The organism is Chryseomicrobium sp. FSL W7-1435 (assembly GCF_038595005.1).
Lineage (GTDB): Bacteria > Bacillota > Bacilli > Bacillales_A > Planococcaceae > Chryseomicrobium.
This window is the reverse complement of the sequence record NZ_CP151997.1, coordinates 629013-644768: the sequence shown is the minus strand read 5'-3', so window position 1 is coordinate 644768 and position 15756 is coordinate 629013. Positions and strand designations below refer to the sequence as shown.

General features: G+C 43.5%; 17 protein-coding genes and 1 riboswitch. Of the genes, 6 read left to right on the top strand and 11 right to left on the bottom strand.

Translation table 11 applies throughout. The features are described from left to right. Positions 1-49: 49 nt before the first annotated feature. Positions 50-155: riboswitch (SAM riboswitch) on the bottom strand. 199 nt (positions 156-354) lie between these two features. Next, complete coding sequence (locus MKY84_RS03545) at positions 355-684, top strand: PadR family transcriptional regulator (RefSeq protein ID WP_342527790.1); 330 nt, start codon at positions 355-357, stop codon at positions 682-684. Further along, positions 681-1367 (top strand): DUF1129 family protein, encoded by a 687-nt coding sequence (locus MKY84_RS03540; protein WP_342527789.1) that lies wholly within the window; start codon positions 681-683, stop codon positions 1365-1367. Before MKY84_RS03545 ends, MKY84_RS03540 begins: the two co-directional genes overlap by 4 nt. A gap of 416 nt (positions 1368-1783) precedes the next feature. Here the strand turns inward: MKY84_RS03540 and MKY84_RS03535 are convergent, their stop codons facing one another. Genes MKY84_RS03535 through MKY84_RS03525 form a run of 3 tightly spaced genes read right to left on the bottom strand, consistent with a single transcriptional unit; the run spans position 1784 to position 4127 of the window. Next, entirely contained in the window at positions 1784-2647 is an 864-nt protein-coding gene (locus tag MKY84_RS03535; RefSeq protein WP_342527788.1) for a putative RNA methyltransferase, read from the bottom strand. Between the two features lie 2 nt (positions 2648-2649). Continuing rightward, positions 2650-3405 (bottom strand): iron export ABC transporter permease subunit FetB, encoded by a 756-nt coding sequence (fetB, locus tag MKY84_RS03530; RefSeq protein ID WP_342527786.1) that lies wholly within the window; start codon positions 3403-3405, stop codon positions 2650-2652. Then, the gene (locus MKY84_RS03525; RefSeq protein ID WP_342527784.1) at positions 3402-4127 is read right to left on the bottom strand and encodes a phosphate ABC transporter ATP-binding protein; all 726 of its coding nucleotides are present in this window, start codon (positions 4125-4127) and stop codon (positions 3402-3404) included. The genes fetB and MKY84_RS03525 overlap by 4 nt, the downstream gene beginning before the upstream one ends. Before the next feature lie 120 nt (positions 4128-4247). Here MKY84_RS03525 and MKY84_RS03520 point away from each other — a divergent pair, with 120 nt between their 5' ends. Then, positions 4248-5036: an NRDE family protein gene (locus MKY84_RS03520; protein WP_342527783.1), complete on the top strand. Its 789-nt coding sequence runs from the start codon at positions 4248-4250 to the stop codon at positions 5034-5036. A gap of 18 nt (positions 5037-5054) precedes the next feature. On the opposite strand, the gene MKY84_RS03515 is transcribed toward MKY84_RS03520, so the two are convergent. Next, entirely contained in the window at positions 5055-6518 is a 1464-nt protein-coding gene (locus tag MKY84_RS03515) for a carbon starvation CstA family protein (RefSeq protein WP_342527781.1), read from the bottom strand. 205 nt (positions 6519-6723) lie between these two features. Between MKY84_RS03515 and MKY84_RS03510 the strand changes: the two genes are divergently transcribed. Continuing rightward, positions 6724-7659 (top strand): carbohydrate kinase, encoded by a 936-nt coding sequence (locus tag MKY84_RS03510; RefSeq protein ID WP_342527780.1) that lies wholly within the window; start codon positions 6724-6726, stop codon positions 7657-7659. A 75-nt stretch (positions 7660-7734) separates the two neighbouring features. Here the strand turns inward: MKY84_RS03510 and MKY84_RS03505 are convergent, their stop codons facing one another. The 7 genes from MKY84_RS03505 to MKY84_RS03475 form a co-directional block, all read right to left on the bottom strand. After that, positions 7735-8454, bottom strand: coding sequence for an amino acid ABC transporter ATP-binding protein (locus MKY84_RS03505; RefSeq protein WP_342527779.1), 720 nt, complete (start codon positions 8452-8454; stop codon positions 7735-7737). Then, a complete protein-coding gene (locus MKY84_RS03500) occupies positions 8447-9106 on the bottom strand; it encodes an amino acid ABC transporter permease (protein WP_342527777.1) in 660 nt (219 codons plus the stop codon). The genes MKY84_RS03505 and MKY84_RS03500 overlap by 8 nt, the downstream gene beginning before the upstream one ends. Before the next feature lie 16 nt (positions 9107-9122). After that, positions 9123-9893 carry an ABC transporter substrate-binding protein gene (locus tag MKY84_RS03495; protein ID WP_342527774.1) on the bottom strand — a complete coding sequence of 257 codons (771 nt, stop codon included), beginning with the start codon at positions 9891-9893 and terminating at the stop codon, positions 9123-9125. Positions 9894-10054: 161 nt separating this feature from the next. Beyond that, positions 10055-11212 carry a M20 family metallopeptidase gene (locus MKY84_RS03490; RefSeq protein WP_342527773.1) on the bottom strand — a complete coding sequence of 386 codons (1158 nt, stop codon included), beginning with the start codon at positions 11210-11212 and terminating at the stop codon, positions 10055-10057. A gap of 72 nt (positions 11213-11284) precedes the next feature. Continuing rightward, positions 11285-12241 (bottom strand): D-glycerate dehydrogenase, encoded by a 957-nt coding sequence (locus tag MKY84_RS03485; protein WP_342527772.1) that lies wholly within the window; start codon positions 12239-12241, stop codon positions 11285-11287. Between the two features lie 108 nt (positions 12242-12349). Continuing rightward, positions 12350-13162, bottom strand: a complete 813-nt coding sequence (gene speD, locus MKY84_RS03480) for an adenosylmethionine decarboxylase (RefSeq protein ID WP_342527771.1) — start codon at positions 13160-13162, stop codon at positions 12350-12352. 145 nt (positions 13163-13307) lie between these two features. After that, positions 13308-13946, bottom strand: a complete 639-nt coding sequence (locus MKY84_RS03475) for an FMN-dependent NADH-azoreductase (RefSeq protein ID WP_342527770.1) — start codon at positions 13944-13946, stop codon at positions 13308-13310. A gap of 133 nt (positions 13947-14079) precedes the next feature. On the opposite strand from MKY84_RS03475, the gene MKY84_RS03470 reads away from it, so the two are divergent. Both MKY84_RS03470 and MKY84_RS03465 read left to right on the top strand, forming a co-directional pair. Continuing rightward, a complete protein-coding gene (locus MKY84_RS03470) occupies positions 14080-14400 on the top strand; it encodes a DUF3870 domain-containing protein (protein WP_342527769.1) in 321 nt (106 codons plus the stop codon). Positions 14401-14627: 227 nt separating this feature from the next. Continuing rightward, entirely contained in the window at positions 14628-15749 is a 1122-nt protein-coding gene (locus MKY84_RS03465; RefSeq protein WP_342527768.1) for a CoA transferase, read from the top strand. Positions 15750-15756: the final 7 nt, after the last annotated feature.

Below are 15756 nucleotides of genomic sequence, written 5' to 3'. Positions count from 1 at the left end.
AAACGCCCTCTTATTAAAGTAATAAGAAGGCGTCTAGTCGATTCTATCCCTCTTATCTGTCAGAGCTCAAGCTCTGCTGGAATTAGCACCATACTGTCATGCAGCTGGTTGCTGAGGTGTCGACGGGCCAGTCCCTCTACCTCTCGCGATAAGATGTTGCGTATGAAATTGATTCGTTCATCAAAGCTTTTTACCACTTTAACGCACTGAAGGAAACTCTGTCAATATAATTCTCGAGAGAACTGTTGACAATCTTTTTTAAAAAACATACACTACTAGTAACTACTTTGCATTACCAAGTAGCTATTTTTTCAATCCACTATCTTGCATTGCAAACTAGTAAGGAGGCACGCTATGACCGTTCGAAGTCAATTGCTAAAGGGCTTTCTAGATGGATGTGTTCTCTCCGTCATTGAAAAGCAGACGGTGTATGGATACGAATTATCCCGAAAGTTGCAACAAGCCGGCCTTCCCGATGTCCCGGAAGGAACCATCTATCCCGTCCTATTGCGTCTTCAAAAACAGGGCTTAGTCGTAAGTGAAATGCGCCCATCCGAATCTGGTCCAAACCGAAAATACTATTCGATCACACCAAGTGGTCAAGAGACACTTGCGGTCATTCGAAGAGAATGGCAACTGCTCTCTGTCCCATTGGATGTTTTATTAAAGGAGGAGTCTGAATGACTGCACAAGAACTCATCAAGCAAAATAATGAGAAGCGTGAACTATTGCACGTGCCAAATAAAGTGTACTATGAACAGCTCATGGTTTACATCCGAACGAAACTTCTGTTATCCGAGCAAAAAACGGAAGAAATCTTGATGGATATGCTAGATCATTTGTTAGAAGCTCAAGAAGACGGGAAGTCTGCAAAAGACGTCTTCGGTGAAAATCCGAAAGCTTACGCAGACGACGTCATCGAGCAAATTCCACAGGAAGAAAAACGCGATATGGTGAAGTTTTGGGGACGCATGGCGTTTCAATTGTTGGCTTACTACTTTATTGCACGTGGAGCTATCCTTTTCACCATCGCCTATTTTGATGAAGTGCCGGATAATCGAATTTATCTGATCCCTTCTTTGATCCAACTAGCACTTATGATTTTTATTGTCTGGCTCTTAATTCGTTTGTTGTTCCGCCAATTGAACAAAACGGCCTTTGACGGGAAGAATGCTAAAGGACGTTGGAAAGAATATGTCGGTGCTGGTCTAATCGGTGGTCTCGCAATGACTCTAATCGCCTTAGTGAACTGGTTCCTACCTTACTTTGGTCCAGCAGCTCCATTCCCTCCAGCCTCATCAATTGGCGTTGGCGCTGTGTTTTTGTTAGTTTCGTGGATTTTGAAGCGGACGGAGTGGCAATCATAGGAAGGTTGGTTTGACGGGTGAGCGGCTGTTCATCGTACGTAATAGCGATTTAATGATACGAAGTCGGAATTTCATGAGACGAAAACCGATTTTATTAGACATAATCCAATTTTAATGAGACGAAGTCGTTTTATGGAAACTAACCACCCTTCGCCTCCCAATACAAAAAAACTGGGTTCGCTCCCCCGAGCGGACCCAGTCCCATTATAGGAAGGTTGGTTTGACGGGTGAGCGGCTGTTCATCGTACGTAATAGCGATTTAATGATACGAAGTCAGAATTTCATGAGACGAAAACCGATTTTATTAGACATAATCCAATTTTAATGAGACGAAGTCGTTTTATGGAAACTAACCACTCTTCGCCTCCCAATACAAAAAAACTGGGTTCGCTCCCCCGAGCGGACCCAGTCCCATTTTAGCTCTTCAACTGCCCAATCAATACTGTCAAATCTACTGTGACTTCCCCCACACCCTGCGCAAGAAATGCTTCCACTTGCTCAGCTGGCGCATTCCAAGTCAGCGGGGTCATGGCAATCAGGTCACGCCACTGCTTCTCAGTAAGTGATTTTTTATATTTGCTTTGTGAACTTCCAAGCCACTCAAGTTCAGATGCAAACCGTTCTTGTGCTTGTTCGTTCTCAAAGGTCTCTTTCTCCGTACCGGCGTAGAAAAAGCTACGCAACTCTTGAAGGTAGGAAGCATTTGGAATGACTTTAACAACTAGACCATCGCCCTTAAGTATACGTCTAAACTCTCTATGGTTAGCAGGAGATAAAACATTCAAAACAATATCTACCGACTCATCAATCAATGGAGATTTAGCAAGGTCTGCCACTACCCAAAGGATGTCTGCTGTGTGATTAGTCGCCAACTGAATACCTTCCTTCGCAAGATCGATACCAAGTCCTCGACTCCCCTCTAACTTTTCCACTATACCTGCAAGATGTGTTCCTTCTCCGCACCCCATATCTACTATAAGTGGATGTGGATCTGCCATTTGTAGCCGTAACAAGTTCTCGATTTCTTCTAAAAGAGGTCCGAAAAAATCAGTTTCTTGAAGCAACGTCTGACGAGCTGTGAATAATTCCTTTGTGTAACGGCTCTTTGCCACTGCCCCTGCGAGATGAAGGTACCCTTGTTTGGCAATATCTACTGTGTGGTGATTGGCACACGTCACGCCGTCTTGTGTTTTTTCCAATGTCAGTTGGCAGATGGGACAACGCAGCACATGTAAAATCTCACTCAGTTGGTCGAAGGCCCTTTGTTTTTTGGTCTTCATAGTTATCGTCCCTCCTGGATTAATTGGTAGCGCTGATTAAACAACGTCGGATAAGACAAAAATCCAAGAGCAATACTGGTCACAGCGGCCGTTGTCAAAATCAAGAAGACAATCAATAATTGAAACTGTACCGCTTGAATTGGATCAGCTCCCGCTATGATCTGCCCACTCATCATCCCCGGCAGTTGCACGAGTCCCATCGTTTTTTGACTCTCGATTGTTGGAATCATACTTGTCTTAATGGCCTGCATTAAACGCGTATGTATAGCTTGTTTTGGCGTTCCACCCAATGAAAGAATCAGTTCAATCTGGTCTTCATGGCTCTCTATTTCTGCCGTGAAGCGATTTAAAAACAGAATGGCCAGTACCATTGAATTACCGATAACCATACCGCTTATCGGAATCACATATTGAGCAGTTGGTGGCGTAATCGAGAAGCCAATTAAAATCCCTTGTGTAAGGACTTCTACGAATACAAGAGTCACTGCGACCTTCCATGTAATTCCTGGAATCGACTTGCCTTTTTTCCGCACATTCAAAGTGGCGGCTATGATCATTAAAGCAACCATAAGGAAAATATAAATCCAGCTATCTGACTCAAATACAAATTTTAAAATATAACCGATTGCAATCAATTGAATGATGGAGCGAATCGTTGCTACTAATGTGTCTTTCTCTAAATCTAAACGAAGCGTTTTAGATAAAACGAGTGGAATTAGCACAAAAATTAACGTGAGTGCTAGCGTACCATAGGTCATTCGTCGGTCCCCCTGACAAATTGTGAAACAGCTGCATTATTGGAATTGTTTAGCAATGAACTATCTCCTTGCTCGACCAGTTCCCCGTCAATCATTACCCATGTGTGGTGACCAATACGCGCTGCTTGCTCCAAGTTGTGCGTAATCCAGATAATCGTGGTCCCAAATGTCTTATGGATATGGGCTATTAACTCTTCTACTTCCTGACGAGAAGCGCGGTCTAAAGCTGAAGTGATTTCATCTAACAACAATATATCGGGTTCCATCAACAGCGTTCGAGCAATCGATACTTTTTGTCGTTGACCTCCCGATAGATCACGGCTGTCCCGTTGAAGGTAATCTGTGTCTAATCCTACTTCTCGAATTACTCTGCGCATTTTATCGACATCAACCTCTGCTCCTTGCAAGGAATAAGGGAGGGTAAGGTTTTCTTCTACTGTTCCGCTAATCATGGGGGCACTCTGCAAGGCCATAGAGGCTCGCGTTCGAAGTTCGACAGGGTCCCACTCTGTCAATGATTTCCCTAGCACTATGATATCCCCTTCATCAGGGCTCAATAATCCATTACATAGTTTGAGAAGTGTTGATTTTCCTGCTCCTGAAGGACCAACAAGTGTCGTGATTTTGCCCTTCGGAAAATGTCCTGTGATTTGACGAAGCACTTGTTGCTCGCCTCTTTTCATCGTGACACCTTGAAAGGTGATTGCCTTATGTTCGTTCATGATTGTCACTTCCTTTTCGTACGTATTCTCTAAGTCTAGAGGCTCAGGCGAATTTATGCCACTCTTGAAACTGTTCATGGTATAGTAAATGAAAATTATCTTGAACAGGGGGAACTACGGATGTGCTTGATCGCCTTTCATCTTCAGCAACATCCAACCTATGCCTTCATTATGGCGGCCAATCGCGATGAATTTTATGACCGACCGACGCAACCCGCTCACTTCTGGGAAGAACATCATGAGCTGCTTGCTGGAAAAGATCTGCTTGCAGGCGGTACGTGGTTAGGCATCACCAAATCAGGTCGTATGGCCGCTCTTACCAACTACCGTGACCCATTGAGTGTGCAGCAAGACCTTATTTCTCGTGGTGAAATCGTCAAAGAATTTTTGACCTCAAAGAAGTCGTCAGAAGAGTTTATGGCTACACTAGACGCTCAAAAAACGTGTTACAACGGATTTAACCTGCTACTCGGCACCTTCCAAGACATCCATTACTACAGCAATATGACGACTTCTGGGAACCGTCTAGAAGAAGGAACACATGCCCTCAGCAATAAATTTTTGAATACACCCTGGCCAAAAGTGGATCATGCCCGTAATGTTTTAAGCGAGTATGTTGCAACTGCAAACGAAGTAGATATAGACTTCTTATTTTCGTTGATGCAGCGCGCAGAGCAAGCACCTGACCATCAATTACCTGATACAGGTGTCGGTCTTGACCTTGAGCGTAAGCTGTCGCCGTTATTTATTCAGATGCCTAACTATGGGACTCGTTCGACAACTGTTATTTTGGTCACTCATGAAGGTCAAGTAACGTTTGAAGAAAGAACGTACACGGAAGGCCAACTGACCAACTCGGTTTCTCACTATTTTCAACTAACAGAAAAAAGTCACTCTCCTGCAGACTAAGCAGAAGAGTGACTTTTTTTAATTTTGGTAAGCGGCTCCTTTAAAGCCAGATACGTCTTCTTCGAGGATAAATTCGGTTCCTCGTTTCTTGTTTCCGAAGTAGAAGAATGCAAGTGTAATCAGAATGGCGGCAATCGCACCAACAATGTAAGAGACAGTCAGTGACTGACCTAATCCCATAGTTGGTTCATAAACGATGTACACGAATACCATGGCCGTCATAAAGATGGCAGGAACGGTAGCAATCCAGTGATTCTTAAATTGTAAGAACAAGTACATTGCACCAACCCATAACGCAATGACTGCTGTCACTTGGTTTGCCCAAGAGAAGTAACGCCATAATAGATTGAAATCAATTTGAGTAAGAGCATATGAAATCACAAACAGTGGAACCGCAATCCATAATCGTTTTGCAATTTGTACTTGGCCGATTTTAAAGTAGTCGGCAATAATCATACGAGCTGCACGGAAAGCTGTATCACCAGAAGTAATCGGTAAGATGATAACACCAATAATAGCAAGTGTTCCTCCGATTGTTCCCATCATGAGAAGAGAAACTTCACTAACTACTGCTGCCGGTCCACCTGCTGCCAGCATTGCAGATAGGCCACCGTAGCCGTTGAACAGAGCCATAGCTGCTGCGGCCCAAATCATAGCAATAATCCCCTCAGCAATCATCATACCGTAGAAAATTTTACGGCCTTGTGTCTCATTTTGAGTTGTACGAGAAATGATTGGTGATTGTGTCGCATGGAAACCTGAAAGTGCACCACAAGTGATCGTGAAGAACAACAGTGGGAAGATCGGTAAGTTTCCAGGGTGCATATTTTGAAGTGTTAATTCAGGAATTGGAGCTCCTGTTACTACTAATCCAATCCCTACGCCAAGTGCTGAAATGACAAGAAGTGCACCAAAGAAAGGATAAAAACGACCAATGATTTTGTCCACTGGCAACAATGTAGCTAATATGTAGTACGCAAAGATTACAAATGTGATAATCACAATACTAAAGCGCGCATCCATAAGATTGTATAAAAGCATCGCTGGTGAAGTAACAAACACGGTACCCACTAGAATTAATAATAAAAGTGCGAAAACGTTTACAATATGACGCATATGTTTTCCTAAGAAACGACTTGCAAGCTCAGGTAGATGTGCGCCACGGTTTCGAATGCTGATCATACCTGTTAAGTAATCATGCACCGCTCCTGCAAAAATACAACCAACGACAATCCAGATAAATGCTACTGGCCCGTATAGAGCACCCGCAATCGGACCAAAGACAGGACCTACTCCTGCAATGTTCAGTAGTTGAATCAAAGAGTTTCGAGGTGTGGACATCGGTACGTAATCCACGCCATCAGCATTTACATAAGCTGGTGTAGGGCGCTGTTCTTTCTCTCCAAACACTTTTTCAACATACTTTCCATATGTAAAATACCCCACAATCAATAAAGCAATAGAAACGAAAAATGTAATCATGATGAACCCCCCTATTTTTAAACTATTTGAATTTTATCATTATTTCAACTTCAAAACAATATCTCTTCTTATATATAAGTAACATTATTTTTCCCTACTATCGACTCATTTTCTATCGGAACTGTCAGAACAAACGGAATCTCTTAAATAACGACTATTTTCTGCTATACTAGACGGAAAATGATTTTACAAGGAGCGTTTAGCTTTGCCACAGACTCGTTATGTCCTTAGCTACGGAGATGCCTTTGTCGACTATATCGCCAGAAGCCATGAAAACAAAGAATTCGATTTACATTTAGGAGGAGCCACTGTTAATGTAGCAGCTGGCGCTAGCCGTCTTGGACTCCCTTCTCGTTTTATTACCATAATCGGAAATGATGAAGTGTCGGATTTTGTCCGGGCTCAAATGCAAGAGGAAGGCGTGGATTTACAACATGCCGTATTTGCAGCAGACAAGCGAGCAACATCGGTCTACGTCCACCTCACCGAAGAATCTGATCGCATTTTTGCCAACTACATCGATCCGACTCCTGATATTCAAGTAAAGCCCGAACAACTAGAGGAAGCCGCTTTTGAGCAAGCTGTGACTTTTCACTTTTGTTCAGGCACGATGTTTCATCCTACAGCCCTTGACACTACACGCCGAGCCGTTGAATTAGCGCGTGACAAAGGAGTACTGTTATCATTCGATGTCAATGTACGACCCCTTCGTTGGGAAACCGAAGCACGTTGTCGTGAAACCATTTTAGAGTTTATGAATCTTTCGCATATGGTGAAGATGACCCGAGAAGAAATGTACTTTTTAATGAAGACCGAGGATTTTGAAGAAGGAATTGCCCGGTTACAGCATTTTTCTATCCCTCTTGTATTCCTGACAGATGGTGAAAACGGAACGATTTGTTTGGTCGATGGCCAACAAATCCACGCTCCCGTCACACCAGTCATTCCGGTGGATACGACAGGTGCCGGTGATGCCTTCATAGCTGGGGTGTTATACCACGTCTTCCACCAAGGCTTTCCCGAGACACATGCCGATGTATTAGAATGCGCTTCTTTCGGAAACAAACTTGGTGCGTTATGTGCCACGAAGCAAGGCGCGCTGACCGCAATGCCTCGATTAGAAGAAGTCGAAGAGTTGTAAAAAAATTGACCCCTGAGGTTGTGCCGGTATCAAGTAAACTTGAGTACTGACATAACCCCAGGGGTCAAAATATTATTAGAGTACTTTTTCTAAAAAATCACGCGCTCGAGCTGACTTCGGTGCAGAGAAAAACTCAGAAGGAGGCGCTTCTTCAACAAGTTGTCCGTGATCGAGAAACACGATACGGTCAGCCACTTCACGCGCAAACCCCATCTCATGTGTAACAATGACCATCGTCATTCCTGTGTGAGCCAAGTCTTTCATTACCATCAATACTTCTTTGACCATTTCTGGGTCTAGGGCAGATGTCGGCTCATCAAACAACATTACTTCTGGCTCCATTGCTAACGCACGGGCGATAGCCACACGTTGTTTTTGTCCACCTGACAATTGAGAAGGATAGGCTTTTTCTTTTTCACTGAGGCCAACTTGCTTCAAAAGAGCGCGTCCTTTTTCTTCTGCTGCTGCTTTCGAAAGCTTCTTCACCTGCATCGGTGCATACGTCAGATTCTCAAGGACTGTCATATGTGGGAACAAGTGAAAGTGCTGAAACACCATTCCAATTTTCGCGCGCACAGCGGAAAGGTTCTTGGTCTCTGCAAGTGACTCACCCATATAGGTGATGTCTCCTTCAGAAGGCTTCTCAAGTAAATTGATGCAACGAAGAAGTGTTGACTTTCCAGAGCCGGATGGACCAATAACGGCTACAACTTCACCGGGTTGAACCGTCGTCGAGATGTTGGTCAATACTTGGTTTGATCCGAATTTTTTCGAAACAGATTGAATATTAATCACCTTGTCTCAACCTCTTTTCTAGCTTCTTGCCGATTAATGTTAGTCCCATGACCATCATGTAGTAAATCAGTCCAACGAATAATAACGGTTCAAAGTTCCGGTAAATATCAGAACCCACGACTTGCGCACGACGCATTAAATCCATATAACTGATGGTCGAGACGAGGGCAGATTCTTTTGTAAGCGTAATGAACTCATTCATTAAAGCTGGAAGAATATTTTTCATTGCTTGTGGAAGAATCAAGTCTTTCATCGCCGGTTTGTAAGGAATTCCAAGAGCCATCGCCGCTTCCATCTGGCCTTTATCGACTGCTTGAATTCCGGCACGAATAATTTCAGAAATGTACGCCGCAGAATTCAGTCCAAATGCAAGTACTGCAGCCAAAAACGTTGGAATGTCATAGCCCGTCAATTGCGGAACAGCAAAATAGATAATCATTAATTGAAGAATTAGTGGCGTACCTCGGAACACCGACGTATACGCATCTGCCAAAAAACGCAAAAAGCGGTTGTTCATAATTTTTACAAGGGCAATCAATGTCCCTAAAATAAATCCAAAAATAAGTGCAACGATGACGAGTTGCAACGTGACCCATATTCCTTGTAGCATATAAGGAATATAAGGCACGATTTGGCTAAAGTCCAAATTCATGCCTTACCCCGCCTTTCTATTCTTCTGATAGCCACTTGTCTTTTAGTTCTTGTAAAGTCCCGTTCTCTTCAAGTGTTGCAAGAGCTGCATTCACGTCTTCAACAAGCTCGCTTCCTTTCGGGAAAGCAGCGGCCATACCTGGTGATGCAGTTGTTGGATCGTCAAATCCAGCAAGGTCTTGCTCTTTCTGATAGCCAACCCCTACTGCTTTGTCGATATAAATTGCATCGACACGGTTGGAAAGAAGTTCTTGAATCATAATAGAGGAGCTATCAATCGGCTTGATTTCAAATCCGTACTCTTCTTGGATTTTACGAGCACCTTGTTCTTGAATCGTTCCAAGTTGTACGCCTAGTGTTTTGCCTTCTAAATCTTCAATACTTGCGATCCCCGCATCTTGTAACGACAAGAACATCTCACCTGAACGGTGGTATTCTGTTGAGAAATCAACGTTCTCTTTACGCTCATCTGTCGCGGACATCCCTGACATGACAAAGTCGATACGGTCTGATTGAAGAGCTCCAATCAATCCGTCAAACTTCATATCACGCACTTCGATTTCTACGCCAAGTTCTTCGCCAATGGCATTTGCTAAATCAATATCAAAACCGACAATCTCTCCAGAAGCATCTACGGATTCAAATGGTGGGAAATCAGCTGATGTCCCCATCGTCAGCTTAGTCGTCTCTTCTGAACCACCTTCTGTTGTTGAGCCCTCTTCTGTTGATCCACATGCTGCTAAAAACAATGTTAAAAGTAAAGTCATTAAAATAAATACCTTTTTCATAATCGTCATCTCCTAGTTTTAAATGTATAGTTATTCGATAAAATGTATAATAACACGGTATTTTGCATTTGTATACACTCTGACTAAAGTTTTATTATTCAGACTATTTTCCTCATAAAAAAAAAGCCTGATACGCAATGTATCAAGCTTCAAACTACCGTTTACTTTTTATTGAATTCCTCTTTTACAGCATTCAATAATTCTCCATCTGCCAGTAAGTCAAACCCAGTCATAGCCATAGACAATGCCCCTGTGCTCAAGACCTGATGAGAATTTTCAGTGATAGTCAGATCCGCTAATTCTTTTGTATGGAACACGAGCCCTGGCGAATCGAGACCAATGTATGGATGGATCGATGGACAAACGTGGCTAACATTCCCCATATCAAGTGAGCCGTAAGAGTCTTTCGCCGGGTGAACTGTTTCTGCGCCTGCTTCTAATAGGTTTTGAGTAAATCGTTCTGATAATATGCGATTTGTTCGCATATCATCATAACTTAATTCATAATTATGCATTTCAAGTGTTGCACCTGTCATTTGAGCTGCACCTTGAGCAATTGCTTTTACTTTTTCTACAACTTCATTTAAATAGTCCCGTTCAGATGCGCGGATATAGAACTGGGCAGAAGCAAACTCCGGTACAACGTTCGCCGCTTTTCCACCTTCCGTGATGATTCCATGAATTCGCACATCTGATTGTACGTGTTGGCGAAGTGCATTGATACCGTTGAACAATTGAAGAACTCCATCTAAAGCATTGATTCCTTTTTCCGGAGAAGCTGCCGCATGGCTTGGGCGTCCTGTGAAATCGAACTGGATAGCATCCATCGCTAGAGAGTCGCCACTTTCGTACGATTCATCAGCTGGGTGAAGCATCATCGCCGCATCGATGTCATCAAAGACACCTTGCTCGGCCATATCGACTTTTGCGCCGTTTGTCTCTTCTGCTGGCGTTCCGAGTACATAAATCTTCCCGCCTGTGTCTGCTACAACTTTTGACAGCAACACTCCTGCCCCAACACCCATGGTTCCAATCATATTGTGTCCACAGCCATGACCGATTCCTGGAAGTGCATCGTATTCTGCTAAAAAGGCAATTGTCGGTCCTGGTAGGCCGCTGTCATACGTTGCTTTGAAAGCAGTTGGACGGTCAACGATACCTTTTTCCACTTGAAAATCGTGGCGTGCTAAAAAATCCGTCAGCAGTGCCATCGATTCAAATTCTTGATCGCCCAGTTCGGGGTTGTGGTACAAATGATCACTCATACTCCATAAATCTTGTTGGATTTCTTCTAGATGTCGTTGCAAATGTTGTTTCATGGTCTCATGCTCCTTCTTCAATCATTTCCTGCCGCTACTATAACGGAATTCGAAATAAATCGCAATGCCGAATTAATTCACAGGGGTTTCTGGCTCTTTGCCATCTAAAACAGCTAGCAGATTACGCACGGTCAGGTCCGCCATCTCCATACGAGTCGCTACTGTCGAACTACCAATATGCGGTGCCACCTCAACATTTGGAAGGGATAATAGAGGATGATTGGTCGGAACCGGCTCTTGCTCAAACACGTCAAGACCCGCTGCACCCAACTTGTTGTTCTTCAGCGCCTCATACAGTGCTGCTTCGTCTACAAGACCACCACGTGCTGTGTTTACGAGAATAGCGTCTTCTTTCATCAAAGCCAACTCTTCGGCACCAATCAAATACTTTAGTTCAGGTGCAAACGGAAGCATAATGACTAAGAAATCTGCTTGCTTAAGTACTTCTCCCAGTTCGTGATACGTAGCTCCAATCGCTTGCTCTGCTTCTGGCTTCTTAGAACGATTCCAATAAATCACGTTCATGTCGAAACCTTTTGCTCGTCTAGCCACTGCTTGGCCGATCCGACCAAATCCTAGGATTCCGATGGTTGAACCACTCAGTTCTTTTCCAGCAAGCTGTAGCAACGACCAAGACTGCCACTTGCCTTCACGCACCTCTGCGCTCGCCGCACTCAATTTTCGCGAAGCCGCAAGTAACAACGCAAACGTCAAATCTGCTGTGGCGTTAGTCAAAACGTCCGGTGTGTTAGTAACACGAACGCTTCGCTTCGTCGCCTCTTGTACATCAATATTGTTGAATCCTACTGCTAATTGACTAATTACTTTCAAGTTCGGTGCTGCATCGAGTACTTCTTTGTCCAACGGGTCCGATAACACACTAATGACTCCATCCGCCTTTTTCACAGCCTCAAGTAATTGTTCTTTTGTCATCGGCTGTTCTGCTGAATGCCACTCATTGTACTCCACATGCTGCTTTAATTTCTCCACGATTTCTTCAGGAAGCTTTCTTGTCGCAAAAACATTCATTTCTCCTCATCCTTTCTTCTAGTTCTATGTATTTAGCATACCAAACTTCTCGAAATAGAGATAATGAAATCAAAAAAACCGACTCTCCAAAGAGAATCGGCCTATAAATTATTTTTTTACAATGTTCTTGCCATAGAAGATTTCATCCATCTCCATCTTCAGCTGTGCTTCGATTTTCTGCTGCTCTTCTGCAGTCAGATCCTCTTTTTTCGTACCGAACAGGTAATTGTTCAAGTCAAAATCTTTTAGCTTCGCTTTTGTATGGAAGATGTTTTCTTGGAAGATATTCACGTCAATCATGTTGAATTGTTCTTGAATATCGTCCGGAATATAATTTTGAATAGAATTGATATCATGATCGATAAACAGTTTATGACCTGTTTTGTCACGAGTAAATCCGCGAACACGGTAATCAATCGTCATAATATCGGTATCAAATGAGTGAATCATATAGTTCAATGCTTTTAATGGAGAAATCTCTCCACATGTCGATACGTCGATATCGGCACGGAACGTACTGATCCCTTCATTTGGGTGGTACTCCGGATACGTATGCACAGTCACGTGGGACTTGTCTAAGTGCATAACAACCGTTTCCGGAATCGGCCCTGGTGATTCTTCAAATTGCTCTTTCGGAGCCGATTCAACCGGCCCCTCAGAAACAAGCATAGTCACACTAGCACCTTGAGGAATGTAATCTTGCTTTGCCACATTCAAGACGTGAGCTCCAATGATCTCCGTGACTTTTGTTAAGATAGCCGTTAAACGGTCTGCATTGTATTGTTCATCGATATACTGGATGTAGCGTTCACGCTCTTCCTTTGTGCCCGTATAACAGATATCGTACATATTAAAACTAAGTGATTTTGTTAAATTGTTAAATTCATGCAGCTCAATGCGCTGCTCGGGAGTTAACGACACGTTTCCTCATCCCTTCGCGATAAAAATAAACTTTCGGTTACAACTATACCTTTACCCCTGATATTTGACAAGCAAACGAAGGTTTGTCAGGGCTTTTATCACAAAAAAGAGAGAGGCTAGCTGATCCTCTCTCACAGAATTGTCATTATGCGTATTGAGCCACTAATTTTTGCGCGATTTCTTTCACACGTACAAGACCCGCCTCAATGATTGCTTGTGCTTGTTGTGGATTAGCATTATGGCCTTCGATGATCACGTTTTCCATGATTTCCATACCGAATACACCATTAAATACATTTTGCATGTAGTTGTATGACATTTCCATCGGTGCCATTTCTGGTGCCGAGTACAGACCGCCACGAGCGTTTAGAAGGATGACCTTCTTCTCTGGCATCAATTGCACAAGATTTCCATGCGCATCGTATTTGAATGTAAAGCCTGCAGAATAAATGTAATCAATAAATGTCTGCAAGGCTGCTGGAATCGTCAAGTTCCACAATGGGAAAGCAAATACTAACACATCTGCTTCTGATACGGCATCCATTGCCTTTTGTTTAGCAGCTAAAATACGCTGTTCCACGTCAGTCAGTTGTTCATCATTTTGCATTTTGCCGAATGCATTGAATAGATCTTGACCAAAGTATGGCATATCTTCTTCAAATACATCTAGAACACGCACATTCATGTCTCCATTGTCTTTCACAGTTTCCATGAACGTGTTATACATTTTAGTTGAAATCCCATCAGGGCGATTGTTTGCTTTTACGACTAATACATTTGTCATATCAAGTTCCTCCTTGGTTACGAAAAGTAATCACAAAGGCTATCCTATCACGCTGATAATTTGAATTCAAGACTTTCGCTCGGCGGGGCTGTTCATTTGTTATACTGAATAAAACGACTCAAGGGGAGTTTCTATGAAGACAGTCTTTATTGCAGGACACGCCCGACTGCCAGCTGGAATGGCCGCTCAAAATCTTTATGAAACATTGACGATCACGGCTGAGATTGACCGCAAATACAGCGTAATTGTAACTGCCTCATGCACACTAGCTACTCAGCATGGACAAGATTTTGTTCACCACCTGCTTCGAGGACACAGCTTAAAAGACGGTATTGACGAACCGCTTCGTGCGGTCCAAACACATTATTTAGGCAAAGCAGGAAGCGCTCTTCAATCCGCTTTGAAAGATTTGTATAAGCAGTACGAACTACACCACAATAAATTGTCAGAGTAGTTTGTTTTTTTATTTACAAATGCTCCCTTCTTCGATACAGTAAAGATAAGGAACGCTGAGTCGCCTCTCAAGTGACCATTCCCGTTCTAGTTCCACTAGCCAACTACTATAACTGCCGAATCTGACACTCATTCTTTCCAGAATGCTTTCTCAGACATACCGCCAGTCCACAGAACCTGTTGTAGGTTTTTTGGATTGGCTTTTTTCATGGCAAGAAAGGAGCCACTATGACAGCAGCACTGGCTGGCCTGCGTATTCTCGACTTAAGTCGTGTACTTGCCGGCCCTTATTGCTCCATGATCTTCGGGGATCTCGGGGCAGAAGTTATTAAAATTGAAGCGCCAGGGGGTTCAGATGAAACACGCAACTGGGGACCTCCCTTCCAAAACGGTGTCAGCGCTTATTATTTGAGCACTAACCGCAATAAGGAAAGTTTACTCTTGGACTTGCGTACAGATGAAGGGAGAGATCAATTTTTAAAGCTCGTCGAGACCAGCGATGTTATCCTTCATAACTTTAAGACGGGGTCGATGGAAAAGCTCAGACTCAGTTACGAGCAGCTTGCTGCAATCAATCCTCGAATCGTCTATTGTGCCATTACCGGCTTCGGTGAGACAGGTCCTTTAAAAGATCTTCCTGGCTATGACTTTATCTTGCAAGGCATGAGCGGTTTGATGCAGGTGACAGGCACTACCGAGTCTGGACCGCAAAAAATGGGGGTAGCCATTGTCGATATTATCACCGGTCTCTATGCCTGCATTGGTATCCAAGCAGCATTACTAGAGCGTACAGCGTCTGGAAAAGGCCAAAAACTCGATCTGTCTCTTTACGATTGCGCTGTCAGTAGCCTTGTGAATATTGGTAGCAGTTACCTGATGACGGGAATTGAGCCTACACGTCGCGGCAATACGCATGCACAAATTGCGCCCTATCAAACATTTGCCACAAAAGATGGGACTGTCATTGTCGCAGTTGGGACGAATGCTCAATTTCAAGCTCTTTGTTCATTACTAAACTGGGAACCTCCCGAAAGCTTTTCAACCAATGCGGGAAGAGTAGAAAATCGGGAAGCTCTGACGTCTATGTTGCAACTCTATTTTCAAGACAACACACTGACTCACTGGGTCACTGCCATGAGGGCGGTCGGTATCCCGTGCGGCCCTGTTCATACATTTACCGACCTTGTGAACGACCCCCAACTAGCCGAACGTGGCATGTGGGTCACTCAACAACACCCGGTCGCCGGAAAAATTCGACTTATCGGCAGCCCCTTGAAGTTATCTCGGACCCCTGTTCGTTATCGCCTTGCTCCACCGGAACCAGGTGAACACCAATCTAAATGGTTATAAAGGAGAA